The following is a 12,795-nucleotide window of genomic DNA, read 5'->3' as shown; positions in this document are numbered from 1 at the left end:
AGGACTATGAGCTGCTAGTGGAAATGAGTGAGGCAATGATTTATGGCGCAATGATTCACACCATGTTGCGTCGCTTGGCGAAGCTGAAACCGAACCATTCATAATTGTTTAGAAACAGGCTCTTAGGGTGGTATTTATCCGCTCACCATGTTGCTTGGTTGGTGGGTGCTTTTGTAGTATTTATAGCTAAAGCTATAGTTTGGAAAAGTAGTCCGCTGCTAAAGCAATTATCTAACCTGGGTTCTCAAGGGCTATTTGTAGTTATTACTGTGAGTTTAATTTTTAGCCTCTCGGTAGCTTTGGCAATAACCTGGTCTACATCTTTTGCATTTATTGTCGTACCGTTTATAACTACATTTTTTGCTCAAGTAGAAATGGGTATCAATGGATTTAATAAATCTCAGCAGTTGTTTTTCTTAACACTTACTGCTGGCTTGGGCTTGCTGTTTGGCGAAGTATTAGATCTAGCCTTTTTCCCTAGTGTGCGATACTAAATCGTTATTTAGTTAAAGGGCGATTGCTACTTAAATCTACAATATGAGGTATTTCGATAGTCAGATGAATTAATTGTCTAGAGCTTTAGGCTTGTAAATAAGCAGTGTTAAAGAAGAGGATTTAAAGCTCATGGTTCTTTACAAGCTTGAAGATTTCGATGCAGACTATCAAGATTCTTTCGATCGCGATGACATCAAAGGCTACGATGTATACGCAGATAGATCCAACGAAAAGATTGGCAGCGTCAAGAATATTTTAGTAGATGAAGCAGGTCATTTTCGTTACTTAGTAGTTGATACGGGTTTTTGGGTATTTGGCAAGCAGGTATTACTACCGATGGGACGCTCTCGCATCGACCAAAATCAGCGCCGGATCTATGCTGTAGGCTTGACAAAAGAGCAAGCTGAACAACTACCTGAATTTACCGATGACCTCAAAATCGATGACGATTATGAGGAGAACGTTAGAGGAGTATATCGCGATCGCTCATCAGTAGATGTACCGCCGATACCAGCTACTACCCAAACTAGCGACTACGATCGCTCTAGCTACAACTACCAGCAAGAACCATCTCTGTACGAGATGAATCAGCAAGATCACCAAACGCTCAAACTGTACGAAGAACGGCTAGTTGCCAATAAAACTCGGCGCAAAGCAGGGGAAGTTGCGATCGGCAAGCACGTTGAAACAGAAACAGAACGAGTTTCAATTCCGATAGAAAAAGAGCAAGTAATTGTCGAGAGAGTAACGCCTACCAATCCAGGAAGACCAGTAGCACCAGGAGAAGCAACATTTACAGAAGGTGAAGTTGCTCGTATGGATATCTACGAAGAGACTCCTGACATTCGCAAAGAAGCAGTTTTGCGCGAAGAAGTCAGAATCAGGAAAGAAGTAGAACAAGACACAGTTAACGCTCAAGAAACAATCAGGCGCGAAGAGTTAGATATAGATACTCAAGATCGTTCAACTTAAGTTAAAGGATTTGCTCTTTTAGCTAAATTATTTAATACAGGTGAAGTAAAAATTCACCTGTATTTTTGCTTAAACAGCGCATTTAATTTGCTCGGCATTTTCCTCAAAGCTAATTAGTTCTAGATAAGCTGGATTATCCATCAATTGTTGCGCTACGAGAAAACCTGCTATCGTCCAGGTTTGCAGCGTCCTAGCTTCCTTACCAATTAAGCGCCCGTTTTTACTGTCGTAATACTCTGCCCATTTATCTACACTCAGACGTTGCTGGGCAATTGCGATCGCTTTTTCTGCCAGTTCTTTTCGACCTGACTTTTGAGCGGCGGCGGCAAACATCCACAATAAAACGGGCCAATTGCCACCATTATGATAAGACCAAGGAATATTTTTAGGGTCGCAGCCAGTAACAATTCGCCACTCTAAGCCTTCTACAGCCGGAAAACAAATTTTCACAGGCATATAGCCGATCAAATCGTGCCAGCGATGGGCAAATAAATCCATTATTTGTTGCGATTCTTTCTCGCTGGCTAACGAAACTAAAATAGCCATCAAGTTGCCCAAGGCAAAAAATCGAAAATCTATTCTTCCTGGTCCTAAGTTACCCGCCAAGTAGCCGCCTGTTTCTGGCAACCATTCGGTTAACCACAAAGGAATTGATTCAGAATAAATGTTGAATTTGTTAGCCACCTCTTTGCCAAATTCTTCTTCTTTGTAGCGGTAAATTTCATTGAGACGTTGCAGGTCAAGCCAGTAATATTCGCGCACGTGATACCCTAACGTAGCTATACGCTGCTTTACGTCATATAAATACTGTTTGCCACCATTTTCAGGAATTAATAGCTCTTGAGCGGATCGCAGAGCGCCATAAAATAACACCTGAATTTCTAAGGGATATCCATATACACCCATGCGACGGTCAATCATGAAAGCGCCGTCAGGAACGAGCATTGTCGGATACATCTCAAAGCGAGGAATCAAGCACAAGTCCAAAATTAGTTTAATTCCTTGTTGAAATTCGCTTTGACGAGCAAAAGCAAGATCGCCAGTCGCTTTTACATAAGCCCGCAGCAGGATTAGCCACCATAAAGATGAATCAACAGGGGGAACTCTAGCGATCGCATATTCGCCAAAATCACCTGTCAATATCTCCTTACCATCAATAAATTCCACTTTAAAGCTAGCTGGCATCAATCCCGCGCCTGGTTGAAAACAATCCATGTGCGGATCGTGACTTTGCAAAGTTAAAGTTGTCTGTAAAAAATTGCGGACAATTTCTGCTTCGCCTTTCATTAAAAAAGCCAAAGCCGAAGGCACAAAATCGCGCACAAAACACTGGTCGTAATTGAGAGCATCTAATTCTGGGTCGTGGGCGGCTACTGTTCCGACTGGCTTACCGTCCATGTAGAAAATGGATTTTTCTAAAGCCTGCCAAGCTTCAGCAATAATTTCCGCATTACTCATTTAATTTTTTATCCTATAGCTGACTAACATTTTTGCCTCTTGACGCGATAGCCCTAATTCTTGCGCGATTGCAGTTTCTACTGCACTTAATTCGGTTGTGGGTAATGTCAATTCCACGTTTTTAAGTGCGGAGTTGGTAGTTTTTATCTCAACTTTGGTATAACCCCGTTCTTTTTCAATCTCAGCTAGAATTCCTTGCACGTTAAACTCTAGCTGCTTGTTTAATTGCGTACCTACTTGCATTTCTTGGGCAGATAGTCCTAATTTTTGAGCTAGGATAGCTTTTGCTGTACTTACTTGGGCGATCGCCAACTCAAATTCTAGTTTTTTAACTACAGAGTTTGCTGTATAAACTTCAACTTGAGTTATCTCTGGCTCTTGCTCGATATCAAGTTGATTTACTACCCCTGCAATATTTAATCGTCCTTGCGGATGCGGATTTTCTGCTTGCAATTTATCTAAAGCAATATAAGAACGACTTAATACTTGATTGGTTAGCTGCTCGCCACAAAGCCCGAAGGCTATTAAAAGTAGCGGTAGTAGCAATAAAAAACTCAACCTCAGACTAGGCGATTTGAGCAACCAGCAAGATGAAAACATAGGTGGGTAATTGCACCCGCATTTTTAGGTTTCTGACCATACTTTACAAAAATCCACGAAAATAGAATCTAACTGGTGGAAGATATGCGGCTGTATCAGTTTTTCTACCCTTATTTATAAGTAAAGCAAGTTTTTATTGCCCAATCTTGATAAGTAAGTATTATGAGAATTTTATTAGTAGAAGACGATCTAGAACAACTAGAACCTCTACACGCAGCCTTGAGCGAAGCAGGGCATATTGTAGATGGTGTTGAAGATGGAGAAACAGCCCAATGGTTAATATCTCAAAAAAGCTACGATTTATTGATTTTAGATTGGCTGCTACCAGAAGTTAGTGGTGTATCGCTGTGTCGTCAGTACAGACAAGCAGGTAAAACTGCACCAATATTAATGCTTACTGCCAAAGACACTACATCAGATAAGATTGTCGGTTTAGATGCTGGGGCGGATGATTATTTAGTCAAACCTACCGATGTTTTAGAACTGTTGGCGCGGGTGCGGGCATTGGGTAGGCGATCGCCTTTATGGCAAGGAGATATCCTGCAAGTAGCAGACTTGCAACTATGTTTGACTACTCTTACCGTGACGCGCGATCGCGCAACTGTGGAATTAGCACCGCGCGAATTTAATTTATTAGAATACTTTCTGCGCCATCCCAATCAAGTCTTAACTCGCGAACAAATCGAACAAGCTTTGTGGGCATGGGGCAATGAGCCTGAAAGCAATGCAATCAGCGCCCTCATGCGACGGTTGCGACAACGCTTGCAGTTAGTTGATGCAGCAGATTGGATTGAAACTATATATGGTATGGGCTACCGTCTTAAGCCGATCGACAGCCCTGCAGAGAAAGAGAAAATTAAGGGTTGAAGCTTCCCTATCCCTTTTAACCTTTGTCGCTAGTGAAGTTATGTTCAATCGCCAATTTACTCGCAGTCGAATCGATCTTGCTTTCTGGTTTGCCTTGACGATGGGGAGTATTTTGGTTGTCTTTGCAGGCGCAATTTATTACCTAACAATCTTAGAAGAGCTAGAAGATACCGATCGCTTACTCTACAAAAAAACTAGAGTAATGGCGGTAAATGCCGAATACGATCGGTTAAGCGGGCAAGTAAATTTGGAAAATGTACCGCTTGTAGGCGTTAATACTCCGCCAATTGGTACGGAAATTGTTTATGCCCGTTGGTACGACGAACAACGCCAATTATTCCAATTTTTCGGAACTACGCCATCGCCACAGCTACTTGTAAGTCCTGGATTTCACACAATTAGCACTAAGTCTGTTTGGCTGCGTCAAGTAACTTTGCCTGTCTATGAAGATGGTTTATTAATTGGGTACTTGCAAGTTGCTACTTCGCTAACATCTACTCAACAGAATTTAGCTCAGTTAAGAATAATTTTGCTGTTAGCAGTACCAGTAACTTTAGGATTTATAGGTTTAGCTGGTTGGTTTCTCGGCGGACTTGCTATGCAGCCGATTCAGCAATCTTACACTCGATTGCAACGCTTTACTGCTGATGCTTCCCACGAATTACGCGCCCCACTATCAGCGGTGATAAGTAATGCCCAAGTCGGGATAATTTCCAAATCTAGCGATCGCCAGAGCCAAATTCTCCGCTTTGAGAAGATTGTTAAGGTGGCAAAATCAATGGAAACTCTAATTGGGCAGCTATTATTTCTCGCCCGACACGAGGAAGCTTTAGCTAGGGAATTTTTAACTCATATCGATCTGACAATGTGGCTGCAGGAATTAGCAGATAACTACATCAGCCCAGTTTCAGAGCATTTAATTAAAATTGCTGTACCACCACAATCGCTCAAGGTAGAAGCTAATCCAGATTTGTTGTATCAAGCGGTAACTAATTTGCTCAATAATGCTTGTAAATATACTCCTATTGGTGGCACAGTAGAATTACGGCTTTTGAAGCGATCGCATTTAGCAATAATTCAAGTTAAAGATAGTGGCATTGGTATTCCACCGCAAGATTTACCGCATATTTTTGAACGCTTTTATCGCGTGGACAAAAAGCGAGCGCGCAAAACTGGTGGCTTTGGTTTGGGGCTGGCGATCGTCCAGCAAATAGTTCAAGCTCATGGCGGCGAAACTAGCGTTGGTAGCATAGTTGGGCAAGGTTCAACTTTTGAAATCAGACTGCCGCTAACAAATAGCAATTAAATAACTAAGTGTCATTTTCTTATCACTTTTATCGACAAAAATAAAAATAGCAGAATAGACTGAAACCTTGGTGCTAATAATAGCAGATATTCCTTATAAAATTACCAAATTGGCTCTGTCTTAGGGAATAAATATATTATTTACTGTTAAGAATTAGCTGCTTGAAGGTGATAATTGCCTGCAAAAAAACATTAGTAAGTATTTTTTGCCAGTCCTGCTAAATTTTCTTAGGAGCTAAGACATGAATACCAAATTATTGCAAAAAACTTCCGTCATCCTTGGGATTGCTACATTAACAGCGATCGCTAGCACAAATTCAGTTCAAGCCCAAACTGCTGCCGATCTTAGCAACACGCAAGCAAACGAAGTAGCTCAAACTCCGACAATCGAGCCAGGTAGAGCAACTCGCGGCGGTTCTAGCTATGTTGGTGTAGCCGGAAACATTGGTTTATCTGGTGGCGAAACAGCTTTGGGAATTGGCAACTTTACTGTTATCAGCAAAATTGGCTTTACAGAAACTTTATCAGCACGTCCAACAGTCGTAATTGGCGACGATACTACCGTTCTCGTACCTGTCACCTATGACTTTAATTTGCGCCCAAGAGATGCAGTTGCAACTACAGTTACAGCCGCTCCCTACGTAGGCGGGGGGATAGCGATCGCAACAGGTAGTAACAGCGATGTCGGACCATTACTAACTGCTGGGGTAGACGTACCTGTAGCCGAGCGAATTACAGCCACAGGCGCGGTTCATGCTGGTTTCTTCGATCGCACCAGCGTTGGGGTAGTAATTGGTGCGGGCTACAATTTCTAATTGCTCTTGTCACATTCTCATCACTTTTACTTTGAACACTGGAATAAGTAGTAGATATTTAGAGGTCAGCCAATATGCAACGCTTAATTATCTGCTTAACCTTAGCAGCGATCGCTATTCCTACATTTCCGGTTGTAGTAGAAGCGCAAACTAGAATTAACGAGTTGCAACAACGTGCTAGAGGCACTACTATTTCTGGCAAAGTAATTAGTGTTGTCGGTAACGACTTTACACTCAACGATGGCTCTGGGGAGATCGTAGTCGATGCTGGACCGCGCTGGTGGCGGGAACTTGACATTAAACCTGGCGAAGAAGTTACCATTACAGGCGAAATAAGCAAAAAAAGCGGCGAATTTGATGCCTTTACTATTAACCGCGCTAATGGTGCTGTAATTGAAATTCGTCCATCTGAAGGTCCGCCGCCTTGGGCTGGAGGTCCCAATCGCGATCGCCCCAAACCACCAAAAGGATAACCTAGCACCATTATTGCCGAGAGACAACGATATGCAGCTACGAAACCTCCTGAAATTGCTGGTTGCAGGTGCAAGTGTTAATAGTTTAGCGATCGCCGGATGTACGCAAGAGCGCCAGTTCGATCCCCAAACCCCAGCAACTTCCAATAGCATTCAAAGCCCACAACGCCGACCGGACGTACCTTACGTCCCCACTCCGCAAATAGTTGTCAACCAGATGCTAGCGATCGCTGATGTCAACAAAAACGATGTTTTGTACGATCTTGGCAGTGGTGACGGCAGAATCGTCATCACCGCAGCCCAAAAATTTGGTACGCGCGGGGTAGGTATAGATATTAATCCACAACGGATTGCAGAAGCCAACACTAATGCGCGACAAGCAGGCGTAACTGAATTAGTAGAGTTTCGCCAACAAGACCTGTTCCAGACCGATTTTAGCGAGGCTACAGTAGTTACTCTCTATATGTTACCTGAAGTGAATTTGAGGCTCCGCCCTAAGTTGCTCAAAGAACTCAAACCTGGTACGCGCGTTATCTCTCACGCTTTCAATATGGGAGATTGGCAGCCACAACGGGTAGAAAAAATAGCTGGTAGCACTATTTACTACTGGGTTGTTCCTGAAAATTCGCAGTAAATAATTGAGGATAAAACTAATGAACGTGCAAACAAAAACAAAATTTGCTGGACTAGCAGCAGGTTTACTAATTTTTCCAGCGATCGCTGCTTGTACTCCACAAGCACAGATTCCTAACACTACTCAACCTGCACCGGAAGCTGTACAACCTCCTTTGGCATCGCCTTCAGCCCCGATTGCTGATGCAGATGACAATCGCGTGGTTGACGTAGTAGAAGCTAATAATTCTTTATCTACCCTGGCTTCAGCAATTGATGAAACACAGTTAGATGAAGTGTTAAATAGAGACGAACCTTTTACAGTTTTTGCGCCGACAAATGAGGCATTTGCGGCACTACCTGCTCAAACTCGTCAACGCTTGCTGCAACCAGAAAATCGCCAAAAGCTGGCACAGATTTTGTCTTATCACGTAGTCCCTGGTCAATTGGCTGCTAACCAATTGTCATCAGGAGAAGTAAGAACCGTTGAAGGTGCAAATGTCAACGTCCAGGTTGACCAAGCAGCCAATCAAGTGCGGGTTAATGAAGCTACAGTCGTCCAAGCAGATATTCCAGCAAGTAATGGAGTTGTCCACATTGTCGATAGAGTAATATTGCCTCCCAACTTTGAAATATAAATCGGTCGCTGAACGATTGCTTATATCCTAAAAAGTATCCATAAGTGATGCAGGAACGACATGAAGGGACTCAAAGGCAAAAATGCCCTGATTACAGGTGCAACTTCTGGGATTGGGCAAGCGATCGCGATCCGGCTTGCTCAAGAGGGATGCAATATAGCCATCAACTATCGCAAAAGCGTAGAGGATGTAGAAGACACCGAAGAGATGGCAATGCAAAAGGCTTGTGGCGATATTGACAACTGTGGTGTGAAGTCTTTGCCAGTTCAAGGCGATGTCTCCAAAGAAGAAGACATTATCAGGATGGTAAATACCGTAGTTGAACAATTTGGCAGTATCGATCTGTTGATTAACAATGCTGGAATTCAGACAGAATGCTCCTCCCACGAAATAGACACGCAAGACTTCGATCGCGTACTGTCAGTAAACTTGCGGGGTGCTTTCTTGTGCGCCCGCGAGACTATCAAGCACCAACTAGCGCAGAACCGTCAGGGCGTAATTATCAATATCTCTAGCGTTCACGAGATTATCCCGCGCCCCATGTATGTTAGCTACTCTATTAGCAAAGGCGGGATGGAAAACTTAACTAAAACTCTCGCCCTAGAATATGCTGGTCGTGGCATTAGAGTTAATGCTGTAGCGCCAGGGGCGACAATTACGCCGATTAACCAAGATTGGGTAGATAACCCAGAAAAAAAAGCAGTTGTGGAAAGCCATATTCCCATGAGTCGCGCCGGAACTTCTGAAGAAATGGCAGCCGCCGTCGCCTTTTTGGCTTCTGATGAAGCTGCTTATATTACAGGACAAACGCTGTTTGTAGATGGCGGCTTAACGCTTTACGCCGATTTTCGCGAAGCTTGGTCAGCCTAACTGTATTACCCCATCTGAGGAAAGATAAATATGACCGCAGAAGAAAAAAGACTGCAAGAAAATCGCACCCGCCAAGCTTACTGGCGCAGATGGGGTCCTTATTTAAGCGAAAGGCAGTGGGGTACAGTCCGCGAAGATTATAGCCCTTACGGCACTGCCTGGGACTATTTCCCCCACGAACACGCCCGTTCTCGCGCCTATCGTTGGGGGGAAGATGGGATTGCTGGCATTTCTGACAATCACCAAAGACTGTGTTTTGCGATCGCTTTGTGGAATGGTGAAGATCCGATTCTCAAAGAAAGACTATTTGGGTTAAGCGGACCTGAAGGCAATCATGGGGAAGATGTCAAGGAATGCTACTTCTATCTAGACAACACCCCCAGCCATGCTTACATGAAGTATCTCTATAAATATCCCCAAGCTGCTTTTCCCTACTCTCAATTAGTAGCAGAGAACCAGCATCGAGGATATGCAGATCCAGAGTATGAATTGCTCGATACTGGAGTATTTGAGGGCAATCGCTATTTTGATGTATTTGTGGAGTATGCCAAAAACTCCCCTGAAGACATTTATATTCAAATTACAATTATCAATCGCAGTTCTGAGGAAAAAACCCTTCATCTATTACCTACTCTGTGGTTTCGCAATACTTGGTCTTGGGAGGAAGGTCAGGAAAAGCCCTTTTTGCAGGTAATGCAACCCGATGTTTTAGCTTGTGCTATTGAAGCTAATCATCCAACTTTGGGTAGCAGATGGTTGTACTTGCAAGACTCTTGCAAGTTGTTATTTACAGAAAACGAGACTAACCAGCAAAAGTTATTTGGAGTCAATAATAATTCTGCCTATGTCAAAGACGGAATTAACGATTACATCGTTGATGGCAACCAAGAAGCTGTTAATCCGCAGCAAGTAGGCACTAAAGCAGCTTGTCATTACTCATTAAGTATTGGTGGAGGACAAGAAAAAGTAGTCCGCCTCCGACTTAGCGACATGGGTAAGTTGACTCAACCATTTGCTGATTTCGACTCAATCTTGCAGACTCGCAAACAAGAAGCAGATGAGTTTTATCAACGAATTACTCCTACTTCAACCTCAGCAGATGTTCAAAACGTGCAAAGGCAAGCATTTGCGGGTATGTTATGGACTAAGCAGTTTTATCACTATGTTGTGGAAGATTGGCTAAAAGGAGATCCAAAGCAACCACCACCGCAACGCAAATATGCCAGAAATGCAGATTGGACGCATTTATTTAACGATGACATCCTTTCTATGCCGGATAAATGGGAATTTCCTTGGTTTGCTGCCTGGGATTTAGCTTTTCATACTATTCCTTTAGCGACAATCGATCCAGATTTTGCCAAACGCCAATTAGATCGGTTGACGCGGGAATGGTATATGCATCCCAACGGGCAAATTCCAGCTTATGAATGGCATTTTAGCGATGTCAATCCCCCAGTAGAAGCTTGGGCAACTTGGCGCGTGTATCAAATAGAAAAACAGATGTACGATCGCGCCGATACAGACTTCTTGGAACGTGTGTTTCAGAAGTTACTCCTAAATTTTACTTGGTGGGTGAACCGCAAAGACATGGACGGCAATAATGTCTTTCAAGGTGGTTTTTTGGGGTTGGATAATATTGGCATTTTCGATCGCAGCGCCAAATTGCCAACAGGCGGATATATCGAGCAATCAGACGGTACTAGCTGGATGGCAATGTATTGTTTGAGTATGCTGGCGATCGCTCTTGAATTAGCTAAAGATAATCCGCCTTATGAAGATATTGCCAGCAAGTTTTTTGAACACTTTTTGCATATTGCTGATGCCACCAACCACATTGGCAATACTCAACTAAATTTGTGGGATGAAGCCGACAGCTTTTATTATGATGTATTGCATTTTCCGCATGGCGATCGCTTGCATTTAAAAGTCCGTTCGATGGTAGGACTTATCCCACTTTTTGCTGTAGAAACTCTAGAAGCAGAAATTGTTGATGCTTTTCCAGGTTTTAAAAAGCGGTTCGAGTGGTTTGTTAATAATCGTCCTCACCTGACGCGCAATATTGCTTGTATGGAAAATGGTACAGGGGAATGTAGATTACTTGCTCTTGTCAATCCGCAAAAGCTGAGAAAAATTTTGCATAAAATGCTAGACGAAACAGAATTTTTGAGTTCTTATGGTATTCGCTCTGTTTCTAAGTTCCACGAAGCAAATCCATATACTTTTACGGTAGATGGATACCAACATCGCGTGCAGTACGAACCCGCTGAATCTACAACCGGAATGTTTGGCGGCAACTCAAATTGGCGCGGTCCTATTTGGTTTCCTGTAAATTATCTCATTATTGAATCGCTGCAAAAGTTTCATCGCTACTTAGGTGATGATTTTAAAGTTGAATGTCCAACTGGTTCTGGTCAACAAATGACTTTAGCCGAAGTTGCAACTGAGTTATCGCAAAGATTAATGCAACTTTTCCTGCAAAATTTGCAAGGTCAAAGACCAATACATGGCAAAGTACAGCAGTTTCAACACGACCCTCACTGGCGCGAATTAATACTTTTTTACGAGCATTTTCATGGCGATAATGGTTCAGGACTAGGTGCTAATCATCAAACTGGATGGACTGGTCTAATTGCCCAATTAATTCATGATAGTGAAAAATTTTATAAATAAAATATGTCTTAATAATTTTGATATTTGCAAGTACCTTTATCTTGTTATTACTTGTGATAGATACCTAAAAACACGTATTAAACAATGATAGTTATAAACATTTGAACAAAGAACAATATGTTGTTCTAACAGGTAAAGAGGAGATGAAAATGAACAGAAAAGTTTCAAACCAATTATATTACTGGTCAGCAATTGCAGTATTTTTATCACTAACAACTACCTATAGCTTTTTAAATCAGCATATAGCTAAAGCTCAGTCGTCAACACCTTCTGCAACTCCACAATCTACCTCCGCTCCGGCTGCATCTACGGAGCTTAGACGCTTACTAGATACTAAAGAATGTGCTGGGTGTAATTTAAGTGGTGCAGACTTGGATAAAGCAGATTTGCGAGGAGCAAACTTGAAGGGTGCAAACCTACAAAATGCCGATTTAGATGAAGCGAATTTACAAGGAGCCAATTTGCAAGGAGCAAACTTACAAAATGCCGATTTAGACGAAGCGAATTTACAGGAAGCCAATTTGCAATCAGCTAATTTAATTGATGCAGACTTAGGAAAAGCAAACTTGCAAAGAGCAAACTTGCAAGGAGCAAGCCTGCAAAGAGCAGACTTAGAAGAAGCAAATCTCACAGGAGCAAATACAACTAGAGCAAATTTGCAAGGAGCCGATCTAGAAGATGCAATCGGTATAAACAGAACTAATTAGCTACTGAGCGCTGTCTGTTATTAATATCAGACAGCGCTGCGTAAATACCTATTTTGGAGGCAACAAACACGAATATGCCTTTGTTGTATTTTGCTAAGAAAGCTTTTGCGTAGGCGTTTGATTCCATTTATCCATAACATCTTTAATCAATACTTCCTCTAACCATATCTTGACAACTACAGTTAGTGGTATAGCCTTAATCAATTGGGTTAGGACGTTATTGTAGAGGTAGAGGAAAGTTCAGGAGTAACTATGCCAGCCCCCTACAGTTATGACCTGCGCTGCAAAGCGATTGAGGCAGTAAAACAAGGCG

General features: G+C 42.5%; 13 protein-coding genes. 11 read left to right on the top strand and 2 right to left on the bottom strand.

The features are described from left to right. Positions 1-104 precede the first annotated feature (104 nt). Both UH38_RS24255 and UH38_RS24250 read left to right on the top strand, forming a co-directional pair. Complete coding sequence (locus UH38_RS24255) at positions 105-494, top strand: hypothetical protein (protein ID WP_045057289.1); 390 nt, start codon at positions 105-107, stop codon at positions 492-494. Between the two features lie 130 nt (positions 495-624). Further along, positions 625-1,467, top strand: a complete 843-nt coding sequence (locus tag UH38_RS24250; protein ID WP_045057288.1) for a DUF2382 domain-containing protein — start codon at positions 625-627, stop codon at positions 1,465-1,467. Positions 1,468-1,536: 69 nt separating this feature from the next. On the opposite strand, the gene UH38_RS24245 is transcribed toward UH38_RS24250, so the two are convergent. Beyond that, positions 1,537-2,925 (bottom strand): glycoside hydrolase 100 family protein, encoded by a 1,389-nt coding sequence (locus UH38_RS24245; protein WP_200892612.1) that lies wholly within the window; start codon positions 2,923-2,925, stop codon positions 1,537-1,539. Next, positions 2,926-3,525: a hypothetical protein gene (locus tag UH38_RS24240; RefSeq protein ID WP_045057287.1), complete on the bottom strand. Its 600-nt coding sequence runs from the start codon at positions 3,523-3,525 to the stop codon at positions 2,926-2,928. It lies immediately after the preceding gene. 162 nt (positions 3,526-3,687) lie between these two features. Between UH38_RS24240 and rppA the strand changes: the two genes are divergently transcribed. The 9 genes from rppA to UH38_RS24195 all read left to right on the top strand — a co-directional run bounded on the left by rppA (position 3,688) and on the right by UH38_RS24195 (position 12,482). Beyond that, the gene (gene rppA, locus UH38_RS24235) at positions 3,688-4,392 is read left to right on the top strand and encodes a two-component system response regulator RppA (RefSeq protein WP_045057286.1); all 705 of its coding nucleotides are present in this window, start codon (positions 3,688-3,690) and stop codon (positions 4,390-4,392) included. 40 nt (positions 4,393-4,432) lie between these two features. Next, positions 4,433-5,698 carry a sensor histidine kinase gene (locus UH38_RS24230; RefSeq protein WP_045057285.1) on the top strand — a complete coding sequence of 422 codons (1,266 nt, stop codon included), beginning with the start codon at positions 4,433-4,435 and terminating at the stop codon, positions 5,696-5,698. A 241-nt stretch (positions 5,699-5,939) separates the two neighbouring features. Then, positions 5,940-6,512: a hypothetical protein gene (locus UH38_RS24225; protein WP_045057284.1), complete on the top strand. Its 573-nt coding sequence runs from the start codon at positions 5,940-5,942 to the stop codon at positions 6,510-6,512. 74 nt (positions 6,513-6,586) lie between these two features. After that, positions 6,587-6,985, top strand: a complete 399-nt coding sequence (locus UH38_RS24220) for a NirD/YgiW/YdeI family stress tolerance protein (protein ID WP_045057283.1) — start codon at positions 6,587-6,589, stop codon at positions 6,983-6,985. A 31-nt stretch (positions 6,986-7,016) separates the two neighbouring features. Next, positions 7,017-7,619: an SAM-dependent methyltransferase gene (locus UH38_RS24215; RefSeq protein ID WP_045057282.1), complete on the top strand. Its 603-nt coding sequence runs from the start codon at positions 7,017-7,019 to the stop codon at positions 7,617-7,619. A 19-nt stretch (positions 7,620-7,638) separates the two neighbouring features. Next, positions 7,639-8,235, top strand: a complete 597-nt coding sequence (locus UH38_RS24210; RefSeq protein WP_045057281.1) for a fasciclin domain-containing protein — start codon at positions 7,639-7,641, stop codon at positions 8,233-8,235. 60 nt (positions 8,236-8,295) lie between these two features. Then, positions 8,296-9,105 carry an SDR family oxidoreductase gene (locus tag UH38_RS24205; RefSeq protein ID WP_045057280.1) on the top strand — a complete coding sequence of 270 codons (810 nt, stop codon included), beginning with the start codon at positions 8,296-8,298 and terminating at the stop codon, positions 9,103-9,105. Positions 9,106-9,135: 30 nt separating this feature from the next. Continuing rightward, complete coding sequence (locus UH38_RS24200) at positions 9,136-11,775, top strand: MGH1-like glycoside hydrolase domain-containing protein (protein ID WP_045057279.1); 2,640 nt, start codon at positions 9,136-9,138, stop codon at positions 11,773-11,775. Between the two features lie 149 nt (positions 11,776-11,924). After that, positions 11,925-12,482 carry a pentapeptide repeat-containing protein gene (locus tag UH38_RS24195; protein WP_045057278.1) on the top strand — a complete coding sequence of 186 codons (558 nt, stop codon included), beginning with the start codon at positions 11,925-11,927 and terminating at the stop codon, positions 12,480-12,482. Positions 12,483-12,795 lie beyond the last annotated feature (313 nt).

Source organism: Aliterella atlantica CENA595, assembly GCF_000952155.1.
Lineage (GTDB): Bacteria > Cyanobacteriota > Cyanobacteriia > Cyanobacteriales > Chroococcidiopsidaceae > Aliterella > Aliterella atlantica.
This window is presented reverse-complemented; position numbering and strand designations above follow the sequence as displayed.

Bases quoted from the DNA above. Each gene is read 5' to 3' on its own strand.
- UH38_RS24250 (WP_045057288.1), top strand. From the start codon at position 625: ATGGTTCTTTACAAGCTTGAAGATTTCGATGCAGACTATCAAGATTCT.
- UH38_RS24245 (WP_200892612.1), bottom strand. From the start codon at position 2,925: ATGAGTAATGCGGAAATTATTGCTGAAGCTTGGCAGGCTTTAGAAAAA.
- UH38_RS24240 (WP_045057287.1), bottom strand. From the start codon at position 3,525: ATGTTTTCATCTTGCTGGTTGCTCAAATCGCCTAGTCTGAGGTTGAGT.
- rppA (WP_045057286.1), top strand. From the start codon at position 3,688: ATGAGAATTTTATTAGTAGAAGACGATCTAGAACAACTAGAACCTCTA.
- UH38_RS24230 (WP_045057285.1), top strand. From the start codon at position 4,433: ATGTTCAATCGCCAATTTACTCGCAGTCGAATCGATCTTGCTTTCTGG.
- UH38_RS24225 (WP_045057284.1), top strand. From the start codon at position 5,940: ATGAATACCAAATTATTGCAAAAAACTTCCGTCATCCTTGGGATTGCT.
- UH38_RS24220 (WP_045057283.1), top strand. From the start codon at position 6,587: ATGCAACGCTTAATTATCTGCTTAACCTTAGCAGCGATCGCTATTCCT.
- UH38_RS24215 (WP_045057282.1), top strand. From the start codon at position 7,017: ATGCAGCTACGAAACCTCCTGAAATTGCTGGTTGCAGGTGCAAGTGTT.
- UH38_RS24210 (WP_045057281.1), top strand. From the start codon at position 7,639: ATGAACGTGCAAACAAAAACAAAATTTGCTGGACTAGCAGCAGGTTTA.
- UH38_RS24205 (WP_045057280.1), top strand. From the start codon at position 8,296: ATGAAGGGACTCAAAGGCAAAAATGCCCTGATTACAGGTGCAACTTCT.
- UH38_RS24200 (WP_045057279.1), top strand. From the start codon at position 9,136: ATGACCGCAGAAGAAAAAAGACTGCAAGAAAATCGCACCCGCCAAGCT.
- UH38_RS24195 (WP_045057278.1), top strand. From the start codon at position 11,925: ATGAACAGAAAAGTTTCAAACCAATTATATTACTGGTCAGCAATTGCA.